The sequence below is a fragment of the Limnohabitans curvus genome, from assembly GCF_003063475.1.
Taxonomy (GTDB): domain Bacteria; phylum Pseudomonadota; class Gammaproteobacteria; order Burkholderiales; family Burkholderiaceae_C; genus Limnohabitans; species Limnohabitans curvus.
This window is the reverse complement of the sequence record NZ_NESP01000001.1, coordinates 1,238,040-1,254,693: the sequence shown is the minus strand read 5'-3', so window position 1 is coordinate 1,254,693 and position 16,654 is coordinate 1,238,040. Positions and strand designations below refer to the sequence as shown.

Genomic DNA, 16,654 nt, shown 5'->3' with positions numbered 1-16,654 from the left:
ACAACCACCATGCACGCAATCACGCCACAAGAAGCGTTGCAGCGCGTCATCGAGCACCGTGAGATTTTTCACGACGAGATGCTGCACATCATGCGCCTCATCATGTCGGGCGAAATGTCGCCGGTCTTGATGTCGGCGTTTATCACCGCTTTGCGCGTGAAAAAAGAAACCATTGGCGAAATCACCGCCGCAGCACAAGTGATGCGCGAGTTCTCGACCAAGGTAGACGTGCCCGACCGCACGCACATGGTGGACATCGTGGGCACAGGCGGTGATGGTTCGCACACCTTCAATATCTCGACGTGTTCGATGTTTGTGGTGGCTGCTGCGGGCGGCAAAGTGAGCAAGCACGGTGGCCGCAGCGTGAGCAGCAAAAGCGGTAGCGCCGATGTGCTGGAGAGTTTGGGCGTCAACATCAATTTGCCACCTGCGAAAATTGCCAAATGCATTGCCGATGTGGGCATTGGGTTTATGTTCGCACCTAACCACCACCCCGCGATGAAAAACGTGGCACCTGTTCGCAAAGAGCTGGGTGTGCGCACCATCTTCAACATCCTCGGCCCCCTCACCAATCCTGCCGGCGCACCTAACATCTTGATGGGTGTGTTTCACCCGGATTTGGTGGGCATCCAAGTGCGTGCTTTAGAGCGCTTGGGCGCTGACCACGCGCTGGTCGTTTATGGCCGCGATGGTTTGGATGAGGTGTCCTTGGGTGCATCAACTTTGGTCGGTGAACTCAAAGACGGCAAGGTGAGCGAGTACGAAATTCACCCCGAAGACTTTGGTTTTGCCATGAGTAGTAACCGCGCTTTGCGCGTGGAAACGCCCGAGCAATCGCGTGCCATGTTGCTGGGCGTGTTGGACAACCAAGCAGGCCCTGCGCGCGACATCGTGGTGCTGAACGCGGGCGTGGCTTTGTATGCCGCCAACGTTGTGGGCAGCATTGAGGCGGGCATTGCGCGTGCGCGTGAGGTCTTGGCGTCAGGTGCGGCCAAAGCCAAGCTGGACCAATTGGTTACCGTGGCACATGCGTTGTCGGCCTGAGGTCTGAGTGATGTGGAATAACCCCGAAGCATGGATTGCCATTGGTGTCTCGGTGGGGTTTGTGGTTGCAGGCGTGGTGATGCATCGCGTGTTTGTGAATGTTTTAAAAAATGAGTCGTCAAATGACGATCACCATGTGTCGCCTGAGCGCGAAAAGAAAGCCAAGTCATGAGTGACATCCTGAACGAAATCGTTGCCGTCAAACACCAAGAGGTGGCTGCGGCGTTGCAACGCAAATCATTGGCAGCCATGCGCGCTGACGCCGAAAGCCGTGTGTTGACGCGCGACTTTGTGGGCGCGTTGCGCGCCAAGATCACCGCAGGCTTGCCTGCGGTGATTGCCGAAATCAAAAAAGCCAGCCCATCCAAGGGCGTGATTCGCGAAGACTTCATTCCTGCCGACATCGCGCAAAGCTATGCCGAGCACGGTGCCGCGTGTTTGTCGGTGTTGACGGACAAAGACTTTTTCCAAGGCCAAGTGGATTACCTCAAGCAAGCGCGCGCCTCGTGTGACTTGCCCGTGCTGCGCAAAGACTTCATGGTCGATCCGTACCAGGTGTACGAGGCACGTGTGATGGGCGCAGACTGCATTTTGCTGATTGCCGCGTGCTTGACCGATGTGCAAATGGCGGAGATGGAAGCGATTGCGCGTAACCTCGACATGGCTGTGTTGGTCGAGGTGCACGATGCGGCCGAGCTGCAACGTGCGCTCAAACTCAAAACACCGTTGGTGGGTATCAACAACCGCAACCTGCGCACTTTTGAGGTGTCGCTCGACACCACGATTGGCATGCTCAAAGACGTGCCTGCTGACCGCTTACTCATCACCGAGAGTGGCATCGTGCAACGCAGCGACGTGCAAAAAATGCGCGATGCGAACGTGCATGCGTTCTTGGTGGGTGAGGCGTTTATGCGCGCACCCGATCCAGGCGTGGCGTTGGCTGAATTGTTTGCGGCTTAATCGCGCATGACAGGCGATTTGTTTGGCGATGCTGCGTCGGTTGAGACGCAAGCGCCGCGTTTGACCCGATGGTTGCCATCAGACTGGCCCACTCAGCCAGATTGGCAGCCGGCGCTCGATGCGTTTTGGCGCAGCGCGCAAGGCGTGTCGTTGGCGTCATTTGTGCAATCGCGCTTAGATGCTGGTGCGGTGGTCTATCCCAAGCATCCCTTGTGGGCGTTGCAGCTCACGCCTTTGTCGCAAGTGAGGGTGGTCATCTTGGGTCAAGACCCTTACCACGGGCCGCATCAAGCGCAGGGCTTGTCTTTCTCGGTGGCGCCAGGCGTGAAGATTCCGCCTTCGTTGCGCAATATCTTCAAAGAGTTGCAGCGCGACTTAGGCCAAGCCGTTCCCGCCAATGGCTCGCTCGAAGCGTGGGCCAAGCGTGGCGTGTTGCTGCTCAACACCAGTTTGACTGTTGAGGATGGTCAACCAGCCAGCCACGCTAAGCGCGGCTGGGAGCTGCTTACGGATGCTTTGTTGGTCGAGGTGGCGCGCACTGCGCCTGCTTGCGTGTACATGCTTTGGGGTGGCCACGCCCAAGCTAAGGCTGAGTTGATTGAGCGCGAAACCGGTGCTCACCTGGCTGGGTTTGTGGGCTTGCGCGATGGCGGCGCCGGGCGTAAACGTGAGGCTTTGGTGTTGAAATCCAACCACCCTTCGCCTTTGTCCGCTTTGCGGCCGCCGCAGCCTTTCATCGGATGCGGTCACTTTTCGCAAGCCAAAGCCTGGTTGACGCAGAAAAACCTGAGCTTGGAATGGAATTTGTGAGCCATTTAGGCCCAGAGATTCGCGAATACCCTAAAACTCTGCTATAGTTCGCGATTCGCCGGAGGGGTGCCCGAGTGGCTAAAGGGGGCAGACTGTAAATCTGTTGGCTTACGCCTACACTGGTTCGAATCCAGTCCCCTCCACCAGCGAAAACCAACAAGTAGAAGTGCCGGTAGGCCTGCAACTGTGACGATCTTTTCTGATCCGATGCGGGAGTAGTTCAATGGTAGAACCCTAGCCTTCCAAGCTAATGACGCGGGTTCGATTCCCGTCTCCCGCTCCACCTGTGGTTTTCGATGGATTGATTGGCGATCAATGTTTTGCCCTTGTGGCTCAGTGGTAGAGCACTCCCTTGGTAAGGGAGAGGTCGCGGGTCCGATTCCCGCCAAGGGCACCAGATTTTTTGTGATTGACCTATTTTTTTTCGGAGTCGAAAGATGGCAAAAGGAAAATTTGAACGTACCAAGCCGCACGTGAACGTGGGCACCATTGGTCACGTCGACCACGGCAAAACAACTTTGACCGCAGCGATCACCACGATCCTGTCTTTGAAGTTTGGCGGCGAAGCTAAGGCTTACGACCAAATTGACGCGGCTCCTGAAGAAAAAGCACGCGGTATCACGATCAACACTGCTCACGTTGAGTACGAGACTGAAACACGTCACTACGCACACGTGGACTGCCCTGGTCACGCCGACTATGTGAAAAACATGATCACTGGCGCTGCTCAAATGGACGGCGCTATTTTGGTGTGTTCAGCTGCTGACGGCCCCATGCCACAAACCCGCGAGCACATCTTGTTGGCTCGTCAGGTGGGCGTGCCTTACATCATCGTGTTCTTGAACAAGTGCGACATGGTGGACGACGCTGAGTTGTTGGAATTGGTCGAAATGGAAGTTCGCGAACTTCTGCAAAAGTACGACTTCCCAGGCGACGACACCCCAATCATTCAAGGTTCAGCCAAGCTGGCCCTCGAAGGCGACAAAGGCCCATTGGGCGAAGAAGCCATTTTGAAATTGGCTGCTGCTTTGGACAGCTACATCCCTACGCCTGAGCGCGCAGTGGACGGTAACTTCTTGATGCCAGTGGAAGACGTGTTCTCCATCTCTGGTCGCGGTACTGTGGTGACAGGCCGTATCGAGCGCGGCATCATCAAAGTCGGCGAAGAAATCGAAATCGTGGGTATCGTTGACACGGTCAAGACAACGTGTACTGGCGTGGAAATGTTCCGCAAGTTGTTGGACCAAGGTCAAGCTGGCGACAACGTGGGTATCTTGTTGCGCGGTACAAAGCGCGAAGACGTGCAGCGCGGCCAAGTGCTGTGCAAGCCAGGTTCGGTCAAGCCACACACTCACTTCACAGCTGAGATCTATGTGTTGTCGAAAGACGAAGGCGGCCGCCACACACCATTCTTCAACAACTACCGTCCTCAGTTCTACTTCCGTACGACTGACGTGACAGGTGCTATCGAGTTGCCAGAAGGCAAAGAGATGGTGATGCCAGGTGACAACGTGTCGATCACTGTGAAGTTGATCCACCCCATTGCGATGGAAGAAGGCTTGCGCTTCGCTATCCGCGAAGGTGGTAAGACAGTTGGCGCTGGTGTGGTTGCCAAGATCATTGCCTAATTGCTAAATCTAGGGGCGTAGCTTAGTGGTAAAGTTGCGGTTTCCAAAACCGTCGATGGGGGTTCGATTCCCTCCGCCCCTGCCACTAAAGCCTTAGAGCTCGGTGGTTTACCAAGCCCGCCACGATGGCTGGCTTCGGTGTCTTAATCAACGCATAAAAAACGGTACAGGAAAACCCTTATCCATGTCTGCAGCAAATATTGAAAACGTCTCGACTACAGCCGACAAGGCCAAACTTGTCTTGGTGGTGGCGTTGGTTGTGGCTGCTTTGGCCGGTTTTTACACGCTGTCTGCGCAGGGTGCAATCATTCAATGGTTGACATTGGTGGGCGGTTTGGTGGCTGCGGTCGTTGTGTTTTTGTTGTCCTTGCCTGGTCGTCAATTGGTGGCGTTTGGTAATGATGCGTGGCGTGAAGTCAACAAGGTTGTGTGGCCAACTCGTAAAGAGTCCACTCAAATGACTTTGTATGTGTTTGCCTTTGTGGTGATCATGGCGCTGTTTTTGTGGCTGACTGATAAGACCCTCGAGTGGGTGTTTTACGACCTGATTCTGGGCTGGAAAAAATAATGAGCGACATCATCGACAACGCCGCAGCTGATGCGGCTTCAACGCCACCTGCTTACGTGAATCCTGATTTGCGTTGGTATGTGGTTCATGCCTATTCCGGCATGGAAAAAGCCGTTGAGCGCAACATCCGCGAAAGCATTGCGCGCGCTGGCATGGAAACCAAATTTGGTCGCATCTTGGTGCCTACCGAAGAAGTCGTTGAGATGAAAAACGGTCAGCGTCGCACTGCTGAGCGCAAGTTCTTCCCTGGCTATGTCTTCGTTGAAATGGTGATGGATGACGACACATGGCACTTGGTGAAGCACACCAACAAGGTGACAGGTTTTGTGGGTGGTGCAAAGAACCGCCCCGCGCCTATTTCTGAGGCGGAAGTCCAGAAAATCGTGAGCCAAATGCAAGACGGCGCTGACAAGCCTCGTCACAAGGTGGAATTCATGGTGGGTGAGTTGGTGCGTGTCAAAGAAGGTCCGTTCACCGACTTCAATGGTTCGGTCGAAGAGGTTAACTACGAGAAAAGCAAAGTGCGCGTCTCGGTCACCATCTTCGGTCGTGCAACGCCTGTTGAATTGGAATTCGGCCAGATCGAGAAAACTTAATCTGGTTCAAAGTTTTGTGGTTTGGTGCTTCCCGACTCGGTGCCAAACATTTGAAGTGAGTCGTTAACCCCGGGGAGTTCGCAAGAACGTTTGCACCCGCAAGGAGAAAAGCATGGCGAAAAAAATCGTCGGTTTTATCAAGCTGCAAGTTCCAGCAGGTAAAGCTAATCCATCGCCACCTATTGGCCCAGCATTGGGTCAACGTGGTTTGAACATCATGGAATTCTGCAAGGCGTTCAACGCCCAGACCCAAGGCGTTGAGCCAGGTCTGCCATTGCCAGTGGTCATCACTGCGTTTGCAGATAAATCCTTCACCTTCATCATCAAGACGCCTCCGGCGACCACCTTGATCAAGAAGGCCATCAAGCTCGACAAAGGTTCTGCACGTCCTCACGTCGACAAAGTTGGCAAGATCACTCGCGCTCAGCTCGAAGAGATCGCCAAAACCAAGATGGAAGACTTGAATGCTGCCGACTTAGACGCAGCTGTTCGCATCATCGCCGGCTCTGCCCGTTCGATGGGCGTGACTGTGGAGGGCGTGTGATATGGCCAAGTTGACTAAAAAACAAAAAGCCTTCGAAGGCAAAGTTGATAGCACCAAGCTGTACGCTTTGGTCGATGCTTTGGGCATCGTCAAAGAGTGCGCAACTGCCAAGTTCGACGAGTCCATCGACGTTGCTGTGCAACTCGGTATCGACGCTAAGAAATCTGACCAAGTGGTGCGTGGCGCCGTGGTCTTGCCTAACGGCACTGGTAAAACTGCTCGCGTGGCCGTGTTCGCCCAAGGCGCTAAAGCTGAAGAAGCCAAAGCCGCTGGTGCTGACGTGGTGGGTATGGACGACTTGGCCGCGATGGTCAAAGCCGGTGACATGCCTTTCGACGTGGTGATCGCTGCCCCTGACGCCATGCGCGTTGTGGGTACTTTGGGTCAAATCTTGGGCCCACGTGGTCTGATGCCTAACCCCAAAGTCGGCACCGTCACACCAGACGTCGCCACTGCTGTGCGCAACGCCAAAGCTGGTCAAGTCCAGTTCCGCGTTGACAAAGCCGGTATCGTGCACGGCACCATCGGTCGTCGTTCATTCGACACAGATAAGTTGCAAGGCAACTTGGCTGCATTGATCGAAGCTTTGAACAAGGCCAAGCCTGCTTCAAGCAAGGGTGTTTACCTGCGCAAAGTCGCCGTGTCGTCCACCATGGGTGTGGGTGTTCGCGTTGACGTTCAAACAGTGGGCGCCTAATTAGCGTTCAAAAATCCGGGTGGTGCGAAAGTACTGCCCAGAGTGGTGGGCTGAGGCAGCTTTTCGAAGCTGCACAGGCCATCCAAGACCGTTGGTGTGGGGCTTGCCCCGCTTAATTTGATTGACCAACGCAGATGGCGATCCCGCTCGACGGAGTTCTTCCTGACAGTTAGGTCGCTGCAAAAGTGGCGTGTCGACGGGTAATTACCTGAAGACACATTTAAAGGAGTAGACCTTGAGTCTTAATCGCAGTGAGAAAGAAGCGGTCATTTCAGAAGTGACCACGCTCGCCGCCCAAGCTCAAACGCTGGTGATTGCGGAATACCGCGGCATCACGGTCGCTGACATGACTAAGTTGCGCAACCAAGCGCGCAGCAACGGTGTGACCCTGAGCGTGTTGAAAAACACACTCGCACGCCGTGCTGTGACTGGTAGCTCATTCGAAGTCGTCGCCGACCAGATGACCGGTCCGCTGATCTATGGCTTCTCTGTTGACGCTATTGCTGCCGCTAAGGTGGTGGCTAACTTCGCGAAAACCAACGACAAGTTGGTAATCCGCGCTGGCGTTTACGGTGGTAAAGCTTTGGACGCGAACGGCGTTAAGCAATTGGCAAGCATCCCTTCGAAAGAAGTGTTGTTGGCTCAGTTGTGTGGCTTGTTGATGTCGCCTATGTCTCGCACCGCAGTGGTGTTGGGCGCTTTGGCTGCTCAAAAAGGCGAAACAGCTGCCGCTTAATGCGCAGCTTGTGTTTTAACTAATTGTTAGGAAATAAAAATGGCATTCGATAAAGACGCATTTTTGACCGCGCTCGACAGCATGACGGTCTTGGAACTCAACGAACTGGTGAAAGCCATCGAAGAGAAGTTTGGCGTGAGCGCTGCCGCTATGGCCGCTCCTGCTGCTGCTGGTGGCGGTGCCGCTGCTGCAGAAGAGAAGACTGAATTCAACGTCATGTTGATGGAAGCCGGCGCAAACAAAGTGTCCGTGATTAAAGCAGTTCGCGAAATCACCGGTCTGGGCTTGAAAGAAGCCAAAGACATGGTTGACGGCGCTCCAAAGGCTGTGAAAGAAGGCGCTTCTAAGGCTGACGCTGAAGCCGCTAAGAAGAAGCTCGAAGAAGCTGGTGCTAAGGTTGAACTGAAGTAATTCGGTTCGCTTTCGAGGCTGGAGTGTCCCGTCAAGGGCCTCCAGCCTTCTGTGCTTACAGAGCACACCCATAAGCGGGTTGAGTCAACCTTCTTTTGAGTGTCTTCTGACCCCAACTGCAGAAGATGCCTTGGTTCGGGTTGCGTGCAATGCGCAACCGTCCGCCAACGCTGGTAGAGGCCAGCCGCCAAGCCTGATGTATGGGACGTGATGTCTCATGCAGAAAACAGTTCTGAAAGATCAAGCCCGGAGATCTCATGGCCTACTCATACACCGAACGCAAGCGTATCCGCAAGAGTTTCGGCAGCCGCGACAGCGTGCTGGAAATTCCATATTTGTTGCAGATGCAAAAAGACGCGTACACCGCGTTCTTGCAAGCTGATGTCGCCCCTAAAAAGCGTACCAACGAAGGTCTGCAAGCTGCATTTGAAGCTGCATTCCCCATCGTGTCGCACAACGGTTTTGTCGAGATGAAATATCTCGAATACAACTTGGCCAAGCCCGCCTTTGATGTGCGCGAATGCCAAACCCGTGGTTTGACTTTCTCTTCAGCCGTGCGCGCCCGCGTGCAACTCATCATTTACGACCGTGAGTCTTCGACACCCCAGTCCAAAGTGGTCAAGGAAGTGAAAGAGCAAGAGGTCTACATGGGCGAAGTGCCTTTGATGACGGACAAAGGTTCTTTCATCATCAACGGTACCGAGCGCGTGATCGTGTCTCAGTTGCACCGTTCGCCCGGCGTGTTCTTCGAACACGACAAGGGCAAGACCCACAGCTCTGGCAAATTGTTGTTCAGCGCGCGCATCATCCCTTACCGCGGTTCATGGCTCGACTTCGAATTCGATCCCAAAGACTTGCTGTACTTCCGCGTCGACCGTCGCCGCAAGATGCCAGTGTCTATTCTGTTGAAAGCCATCGGCCTGACACCAGAGACCATCCTCGCGAACTTCTTCGTGAACGACAACTTCCGCTTGATGGACAGCGGCGCACAAATGGAATTTGTGGCCGAACGTCTGCGCGGCGAAGTGGCTCGCTTTGACATCACTGACAAAGCTGGCAAAGTGATCGTTGCCAAAGACAAGCGCGTGACCGCACGTCACACCCGCGAGTTGGATGAAAGCAAAACCACGCACATCAGCGTGCCAGAAGACTTCCTTGTTGGCCGCGTGTTGGCCAAGAACATCATCGACAGCGACACAGGCGAATTGATCGCCCGTGCCAACGATGAGTTGACAGAAGCCTTGCTCAAGAAATTGCGCGAAGCTGGCGTGCAAGAACTCCAATGTATCTACACCAACGAACTTGACCAAGGTGCGTACATTTCGCAAACCTTGCGCACGGATGAAACCGTGGACGAATTCGCTGCACGCGTGGCCATCTATCGCATGATGCGCCCTGGCGAGCCACCGACAGAAGATGCGGTGCAAGCCTTGTTCCAACGTTTGTTCTACAACCCAGACACGTACGATTTGTCGCGCGTGGGTCGTATGAAGTTCAACGCCAAAGTGGGCACACCAGAATCCACAGGCCCCATGGTTTTGACCAACGACGACATCTTGTCTGTTGTGAAAATCTTGGTGGACTTGCGTAACGGCCGTGGCGAAGTCGATGACATCGACCACTTGGGTAACCGTCGCGTGCGTTGTGTGGGTGAATTGGCCGAAAACCAATACCGCACAGGTTTGGCACGTATTGAAAAAGCCGTGAAAGAGCGTTTGGGCCAAGCCGAGCAAGAGCCGCTCATGCCTCACGACTTGATCAACTCCAAGCCAATTTCTGCTGCACTGAAAGAATTCTTCGGCGCATCACAGTTGTCACAGTTCATGGACCAAACCAACCCCTTGGCCGAGATCACGCACAAGCGTCGCGTCTCAGCATTAGGCCCAGGCGGTTTGACACGCGAACGCGCAGGCTTTGAAGTCCGTGACGTGCACGTGACCCACTACGGTCGTGTGTGCCCCATCGAAACGCCAGAAGGTCCAAACATTGGTTTGATCAACTCTTTGGCTTTGTACGCCCGTTTGAACGAGTACGGTTTCATCGAAACCCCATACCGTCGCGTGGTCGATGCCAAAGTGACGATGGAAATTGATTACTTGTCTGCCATCGAAGAAGGCAAATACGTCATTGCTCAGGCCAACGCGGCTTTGGATAAAGACGGCAAGCTGACTGGCGACTTGGTGTCTGCCCGTGAAAACGGTGAATCCATTTTGTGCGGCGCAGAGCGTATCCAGTACATGGACGTGTCTCCAGCTCAGATCGTGTCAGTGGCGGCCTCTTTGGTGCCGTTCCTCGAGCACGATGACGCGAACCGCGCGTTGATGGGTGCCAACATGTCACGTCAAGCCGTGCCTGTATTGCGTCCAGAAAAGCCAATGGTCGGTACCGGTATCGAGCGCGTTGCCGCGGTCGACTCAGGCACTGTGGTGACCGCCACTCGCGGTGGTGTGGTGGATTACGTTGACGCAACCCGCGTTGTGGTTCGCGTGAACGACGCCGAAGCACAAGCTGGCGAAGTGGGCGTGGACATCTACAACCTCATCAAGTACCAACGTTCTAACCAAAACACCAACATCCATCAGCGTCCGATCGTCAAGCGTGGCGACAAGATTGCCAAGGGCGATGTGGTGGCTGACGGTGCATCGACTGACCTCGGCGAAATCGCCATCGGTCAAAACATGTTGATCGCCTTCATGCCTTGGAACGGCTACAACTTCGAAGACTCGATCTTGATCAGCGAGCGCGTGGTGGCAGAAGACCGCTACACCTCGATCCACATCGAAGAACTCGTGGTGATGGCACGCGACACCAAGTTGGGTGCCGAAGAAATCACACGCGATATTCCAAACTTGGCTGAGCAACAACTCAACCGTTTGGATGACTCCGGCATCATCTACGTGGGTGCAGAAGTGCAACCCGGCGACACACTGGTCGGCAAGGTCACGCCAAAAGGCGAAACCACACTGACGCCAGAAGAAAAACTGTTGCGCGCGATCTTCGGCGAAAAAGCCAGCGATGTGAAAGACACATCTCTGCGCGTGAGCCAAGGTTCGCAAGGTACGGTCATCGACGTGCAAGTCTTCACCCGTGAAGGCATCGTGCGCGACAAGCGTGCTCAGCAAATTATTGATGACGAACTCAAGCGTTTCCGTCTCGACTTGAACGACCAGCTCCGCATCGTGGAAGCTGACGCGTTTGACCGTATCGAAAAACTCTTGAACGGCAAAACCGCCAACGGCGGCCCCAACAAGTTGGCCAAGGGCAGCAAGATCGACAAGGCCTATTTGGCTTCTGTCGAGAAGTTCCACTGGTTCGACATCCGTCCTTCTGATGAAGAAACTGCAGGCCAGTTGGAAAGCATCAAGAACGCGATGGAACAAACCCGCCACAGCTTTGACTTGGCCTTCGAAGAGAAGCGCAAGAAGTTGACACAAGGCGACGAGTTGCCAGCAGGCGTGTTGAAGATGGTCAAGGTTTACTTGGCTGTGAAGCGTCGCTTGCAGCCTGGTGACAAGATGGCCGGTCGTCACGGTAACAAGGGTGTGGTGTCTAAGATCGTTCCGGTCGAAGACATGCCTTACATGGCCGACGGCACACCTTGCGACATCGTGTTGAACCCCTTGGGCGTTCCTTCACGTATGAACGTGGGTCAGGTGTTGGAAGTTCACTTGGGTTGGGCTGGTAAAGGTATCGGTCAACGCATTGGCAACATGCTCCAAGCAGAAGCCAAAGCCGCTGAAATCCGCAGCTTCATGGAAGAGTTGTACAACGGTTCAGGCCGCAAAGAAGACTTGACCAAGCTGAGCGACGCGCAAATCGTCGAGATGGCTGGCAACTTGACCAACGGTGTTCCTTTTGCAACCCCCGTGTTCGACGGCGCTGCAGAAGAAGACATTCGCACCATGTTGAAGTTGGCTTACCCAGAAGACATCGCTAAGGCGAAAGGTCTGACAGCTACGCGTACACAAGCGAACTTGTTTGACGGCCGTACTGGCGAAGCTTTCGAGCGTCCAACCACCATCGGCTACATGCACTTCTTGAAGCTCCACCATTTGGTCGACGACAAGATGCACGCACGTTCTACCGGCCCATACAGCTTGGTCACACAGCAGCCGCTGGGTGGTAAGGCTCAGTTCGGTGGTCAGCGTTTCGGTGAGATGGAGGTGTGGGCTTTGGAAGCTTACGGCGCGTCTTACACATTGCAAGAAATGCTCACCGTCAAGTCCGACGACGTGCAAGGCCGTACCAAGGTGTACGAGAGCATTGTCAAAGGCGAACACTCGATCGAAGCGGGCATGCCCGAATCGTTCAACGTGTTGGTCAAAGAAATTCGTTCATTGGGCATCGACATTGAGTTGGACCGCGCCTAAGCGGTTTGACGACATAAGGATTTAAAACATGAAATCATTACTCGACCTGTTCAAGCAGTTCACGCCCGATGAGCATTTCGATGCCATCAAAATTGGCATGGCTTCTCCCGAGAAGATCCGTTCATGGTCTTTCGGCGAAGTGAAAAAGCCAGAAACCATCAACTACCGTACCTTCAAGCCTGAGCGCGATGGTCTGTTTTGCGCCAAGATCTTTGGCCCTATCAAAGACTACGAATGCTTGTGCGGCAAATACAAACGCCTCAAGCACCGCGGCGTGATTTGCGAGAAGTGCGGCGTTGAAGTCACACAAACCAAAGTGCGTCGCGAGCGCATGGGTCACATCGACCTGGCCGCACCTTGCGCCCACATCTGGTTCTTGAAGTCATTGCCATCACGTTTGGGCCTCGTGCTCGACATGACCCTGCGTGACATCGAGCGCGTGTTGTACTTTGAAGCATATGTGGTGACCGATCCCGGCATGACACCTTTGAAGAAGTTCGCCATCATGTCGGAAGACGACTATGAAGCCAAAGTGGTGGAGTACGGTGACGAATTCATCGCCAAGATGGGCGCTGAAGGCATCAAAGATTTGCTCGAAGGTCTCGACCTCGATGTTGAAATCGAAAAGCTGCGTAACGACTTGACCGGCTCTGAAATCAAGATCAAGAAAAACGCCAAGCGTTTGAAATTGATGGAAGCGTTTAAGAAGTCAGGCATCAAGCCCGAGTGGATGGTGTTGACTGTCTTGCCCGTGTTGCCACCTGATTTGCGTCCTTTGGTGCCGTTGGACGGCGGTCGTTTTGCGACCTCCGATTTGAACGACTTGTACCGTCGCGTGATCAACCGCAACAGCCGCCTGCGCCGTTTGCTCGAGCTGAAGGCGCCTGAAATCATTGCACGCAACGAAAAGCGTATGTTGCAAGAAGCCGTGGACAGCTTGCTGGACAACGGTCGTCGCGGCAAGGCCATGACAGGCGCCAACAAGCGCGCCTTGAAGTCCTTGGCTGACATGATCAAAGGTAAGAGCGGTCGTTTCCGTCAAAACTTGTTGGGTAAGCGCGTCGACTATTCAGGTCGTTCCGTGATTACCGTGGGCCCAACTTTGAAACTGCACCAGTGCGGTTTGCCTAAGTTGATGGCACTCGAGTTGTTCAAGCCTTTCATCTTCTCGCGTCTCGAAGCCATGGGCATCGCGACCACGATCAAGGCTGCGAAGAAAGAAGTCGAATCCGGTTCAGCCGTGGTGTGGGACATCTTGGAAGAGGTGATCAAAGAGCACCCCGTGATGTTGAACCGTGCGCCTACGCTGCACCGCTTAGGCATTCAAGCGTTCGAACCTATCTTGATCGAAGGTAAAGCCATTCAGTTGCACCCACTCGTCTGTTCAGCGTTCAACGCCGACTTCGACGGTGACCAAATGGCCGTTCACGTGCCTTTGTCTGTGGAAGCACAGATGGAAGCCCGTACTTTGATGCTGGCTTCGAACAACATCTTGTTCCCTGCCAACGGCGAACCTTCTATCGTTCCTTCACAAGACGTTGTGTTGGGCTTGTACTACGCCACCCGTGACCGTATCAACGGCAAGGGCGAAGGCTTGGTGTTTGCCAACTTGACCGAAGTTCAACGTGCTTTGGACGCTGGCGTGGTCGAATTGACCGCCAAAGTGGCCGTGCGTTTGACCGAGTGGACCAAGGACAAAGAAACCGGTGAGTTCGTGCCGAGCACCAGCTTGGTTGACACCACCGTGGGTCGTGCTTTGTTGTCGGAAATCTTGCCCAAGGGCTTGCCTTTCTCCAACATCAACAAGTCGTTGAAGAAGAAAGAAATTTCTAAGCTCATCAACGTGTCATTCCGCAAGTGCGGTTTGAAAGAGACCGTCGTGTTCGCCGACAAACTGTTGCAAAACGGTTTCCGTTTGGCGACTCGCGCTGGTATCTCCATCGCGATTGACGACATGTTGGTGCCGCCAGAAAAAGGCGCCATCATCAGCGCGTCTGAAAAAGAAGTCAAAGACATCGAGCAGCAATACGTGTCCGGTTTGGTGACTTCTGGCGAGCGTTACAACAAGGTGGTTGACATCTGGGGTAAGGCTGGCGACGCTGTGTCCAAGGTGATGATGGACCAACTCCGCAAAGAGAAGACCATCGACCGCCACGGCAAAGAAGTCGAGCAAGAATCGTTCAACTCCATCTACATGATGGCTGACTCTGGCGCGCGCGGTTCTGCCGCTCAGATCCGTCAGTTGGCCGGTATGCGTGGCCTGATGGCCAAGCCTGACGGCTCCATCATTGAGACACCCATCACGGCGAACTTCCGTGAAGGTCTGAACGTGTTGCAGTACTTTATTTCCACCCACGGTGCACGTAAAGGTCTGGCCGACACGGCGTTGAAGACAGCGAACTCAGGTTACTTGACACGTCGTTTGGTTGACGTGACCCAAGACTTGGTGGTCACTGAACACGATTGCGGTACGACCAACGGTCAACTCATGCGCGCCATCGTTGAAGGTGGTGAAGTGATTGAATCCTTGCGCGACCGTATCTTGGGCCGCACTGCGGTTGAAGATGTGTTGAACCCAGAAACACGTGCGGTGTTGGTCAAGGCCGGCGTCATGCTGGACGAAGACATCATTGACGAAATCGAAGCCGCTGGCGTCGACGAAGTCAAAGTGCGCACTGCATTGAATTGCGAAACACGCTTCGGCTTGTGCGCCATGTGTTACGGCCGTGACTTGGGTCGCGGTGGCTTGGTCAACAACGGTGAAGCTGTCGGCGTGATCGCTGCGCAGTCCATCGGTGAACCCGGTACACAGCTGACCATGCGTACGTTCCACATCGGTGGTGCAGCGTCTCGTGCAGCCGTGGCTTCCAGCGTGGAAGCCAAGTCGAATGGTGTGATTGGTTTCAACTCCACCATGCGCTATGTGTCCAACACCAAGGGTGAGTTGGTGGTGATTTCTCGCTCAGGCGAAATCATCATCCACGACGAACATGGCCGTGAGCGTGAGCGTCACAAAGTGCCGTACGGTGCGATTCTGTCGGTCAAGCCCGACCAGACCCTCAAGGCTGGTGTGATCTTGGCCAACTGGGATCCATTGACGCGCCCCATCATCACTGAATTCGCCGGTAAGGTGCAATTCGAAAACGTCGAAGAAGGCCTCACCGTTGCCAAGCAAGTGGACGAAGTCACTGGCTTGTCTACCTTGGTGGTGATTGACCCGAAACGTCGCGGCTCAACCAAAGTGGTTCGTCCACAGGTCAAGCTGATCGATGCGTCTGGCAAAGAAGTGAAGATCCCCGGCACAGACCACGCGGTGACGATTGGTTTCCAAATCGGCGCGCTGATTCAAGTGCGCGACGGCCAAGATGTGGGCCCAGGCGAAGTCTTGGCACGTATCCCTGTTGAAGGTCAAAAGACCCGCGACATTACCGGCGGTTTGCCACGTGTGGCCGAACTGTTCGAAGCACGCTCACCCAAAGACAAGGGCATGTTGGCTGAGATGACCGGTACTGTGTCGTTTGGTAAAGAAACCAAAGGCAAGGTTCGTTTGCAGATCACGGATCCAGAAGGCAAAGTGTGGGATGAGCTCATTCCTAAAGAGAAGAACATCTTGGTCCACGAAGGCCAAGTGGTCAACAAAGGTGAGAGCGTTGTGGACGGCCCAGCCGACCCACAAGACATCTTGCGTTTGCTCGGCATGGAAGAGCTGGCCCGCTACATCGTCGACGAAGTGCAAGACGTTTACCGCTTGCAAGGTGTGAAGATCAACGACAAGCACATTGAAGTGATCGTGCGTCAAATGTTGCGTCGCGTTGTGGTCGAAAGCGTGGGTGATTCCAACTACATCGCTGGCGAACAAGTTGAGCGTTCTGAGATCCTCAACACCAACGAAGCGCTGCAACGTGATGGCAAAGTCCCCGCGACTTTCACCAACTTGTTGTTGGGCATCACCAAAGCGTCCTTGTCGACCGACTCGTTCATCTCTGCGGCTTCTTTCCAAGAAACCACACGTGTGTTGACCGAAGCGGCCATCATGGGCAAGCGCGACGAATTGCGCGGCTTGAAAGAAAACGTCATCGTCGGTCGCCTGATTCCTGCAGGTACCGGCATGGCTTATCACAAAGCCCGCAAGGTCAAAGACGCGATGGACGATGCCGAGCGCCGCGCCATTGCAGACGCCGAAGCGGCTGAGTTGGCTGGAGACTCTTCGGAAGAAGAAACTCAAGTCGATCACGGCGCTGGCGAAGAAGCGTAAGGCGACCCTCTCAACAAAGGCCCGAAAGGGCCTTT

Annotated in this window: 13 protein-coding genes and 4 tRNA genes; all 17 read left to right on the top strand. The window is 54.4% G+C overall.

Features of this window, described 5'->3' with window-relative positions:
* The first annotated feature begins 9 nt into the window (after nucleotides 1–9).
* The gene (trpD, locus tag B9Z44_RS06320) at nucleotides 10–1,044 is read left to right on the top strand and encodes an anthranilate phosphoribosyltransferase (protein WP_108360484.1); all 1,035 of its coding nucleotides are present in this window, start codon (nucleotides 10–12) and stop codon (nucleotides 1,042–1,044) included.
* 10 nt (nucleotides 1,045–1,054) lie between these two features.
* On the top strand, nucleotides 1,055–1,216 hold the full coding sequence (locus B9Z44_RS15155) for a hypothetical protein (protein ID WP_170108475.1): 162 nt from the start codon (nucleotides 1,055–1,057) through the stop codon (nucleotides 1,214–1,216).
* Nucleotides 1,213–2,004 carry an indole-3-glycerol phosphate synthase TrpC gene (gene trpC / locus B9Z44_RS06315; RefSeq protein WP_108401977.1) on the top strand — a complete coding sequence of 264 codons (792 nt, stop codon included), beginning with the start codon at nucleotides 1,213–1,215 and terminating at the stop codon, nucleotides 2,002–2,004. The genes B9Z44_RS15155 and trpC overlap by 4 nt, the downstream gene beginning before the upstream one ends.
* A 6-nt stretch (nucleotides 2,005–2,010) precedes the next feature.
* Entirely contained in the window at nucleotides 2,011–2,814 is an 804-nt protein-coding gene (locus B9Z44_RS06310) for a uracil-DNA glycosylase (RefSeq protein ID WP_108360476.1), read from the top strand.
* Between the two features lie 60 nt (nucleotides 2,815–2,874).
* Nucleotides 2,875–2,960: transfer RNA gene (locus B9Z44_RS06305), tRNA-Tyr, on the top strand.
* Nucleotides 2,961–3,023: 63 nt separating this feature from the next.
* A tRNA-Gly gene (locus B9Z44_RS06300) sits at nucleotides 3,024–3,097 on the top strand.
* A gap of 39 nt (nucleotides 3,098–3,136) precedes the next feature.
* Nucleotides 3,137–3,211: transfer RNA gene (locus B9Z44_RS06295), tRNA-Thr, on the top strand.
* Between the two features lie 40 nt (nucleotides 3,212–3,251).
* Complete coding sequence (gene tuf / locus B9Z44_RS06290) at nucleotides 3,252–4,442, top strand: elongation factor Tu (protein WP_108401976.1); 1,191 nt, start codon at nucleotides 3,252–3,254, stop codon at nucleotides 4,440–4,442.
* Nucleotides 4,443–4,453: 11 nt separating this feature from the next.
* Nucleotides 4,454–4,527 (top strand) — tRNA-Trp (locus tag B9Z44_RS06285).
* Nucleotides 4,528–4,626: 99 nt separating this feature from the next.
* On the top strand, nucleotides 4,627–5,010 hold the full coding sequence (secE, locus tag B9Z44_RS06280) for a preprotein translocase subunit SecE (protein WP_108358434.1): 384 nt from the start codon (nucleotides 4,627–4,629) through the stop codon (nucleotides 5,008–5,010).
* Nucleotides 5,010–5,606 (top strand): transcription termination/antitermination protein NusG, encoded by a 597-nt coding sequence (gene nusG, locus B9Z44_RS06275; RefSeq protein ID WP_108358433.1) that lies wholly within the window; start codon nucleotides 5,010–5,012, stop codon nucleotides 5,604–5,606. The genes secE and nusG overlap by 1 nt, the downstream gene beginning before the upstream one ends.
* A 112-nt stretch (nucleotides 5,607–5,718) precedes the next feature.
* Nucleotides 5,719–6,150, top strand: a complete 432-nt coding sequence (rplK, locus tag B9Z44_RS06270; protein ID WP_104800531.1) for a 50S ribosomal protein L11 — start codon at nucleotides 5,719–5,721, stop codon at nucleotides 6,148–6,150.
* Between the two features lies 1 nt (nucleotide 6,151).
* A complete protein-coding gene (gene rplA / locus B9Z44_RS06265; protein WP_108358432.1) occupies nucleotides 6,152–6,847 on the top strand; it encodes a 50S ribosomal protein L1 in 696 nt (231 codons plus the stop codon).
* A gap of 235 nt (nucleotides 6,848–7,082) precedes the next feature.
* A complete protein-coding gene (gene rplJ / locus B9Z44_RS06260) occupies nucleotides 7,083–7,583 on the top strand; it encodes a 50S ribosomal protein L10 (protein WP_104800533.1) in 501 nt (166 codons plus the stop codon).
* Between the two features lie 39 nt (nucleotides 7,584–7,622).
* Nucleotides 7,623–7,994 carry a 50S ribosomal protein L7/L12 gene (rplL, locus tag B9Z44_RS06255; RefSeq protein ID WP_104800534.1) on the top strand — a complete coding sequence of 124 codons (372 nt, stop codon included), beginning with the start codon at nucleotides 7,623–7,625 and terminating at the stop codon, nucleotides 7,992–7,994.
* Nucleotides 7,995–8,251: 257 nt separating this feature from the next.
* Nucleotides 8,252–12,364 (top strand): DNA-directed RNA polymerase subunit beta, encoded by a 4,113-nt coding sequence (gene rpoB / locus B9Z44_RS06250; RefSeq protein ID WP_108401975.1) that lies wholly within the window; start codon nucleotides 8,252–8,254, stop codon nucleotides 12,362–12,364.
* A gap of 28 nt (nucleotides 12,365–12,392) precedes the next feature.
* A complete protein-coding gene (rpoC, locus tag B9Z44_RS06245; protein WP_108358430.1) occupies nucleotides 12,393–16,619 on the top strand; it encodes a DNA-directed RNA polymerase subunit beta' in 4,227 nt (1,408 codons plus the stop codon).
* Nucleotides 16,620–16,654 lie beyond the last annotated feature (35 nt).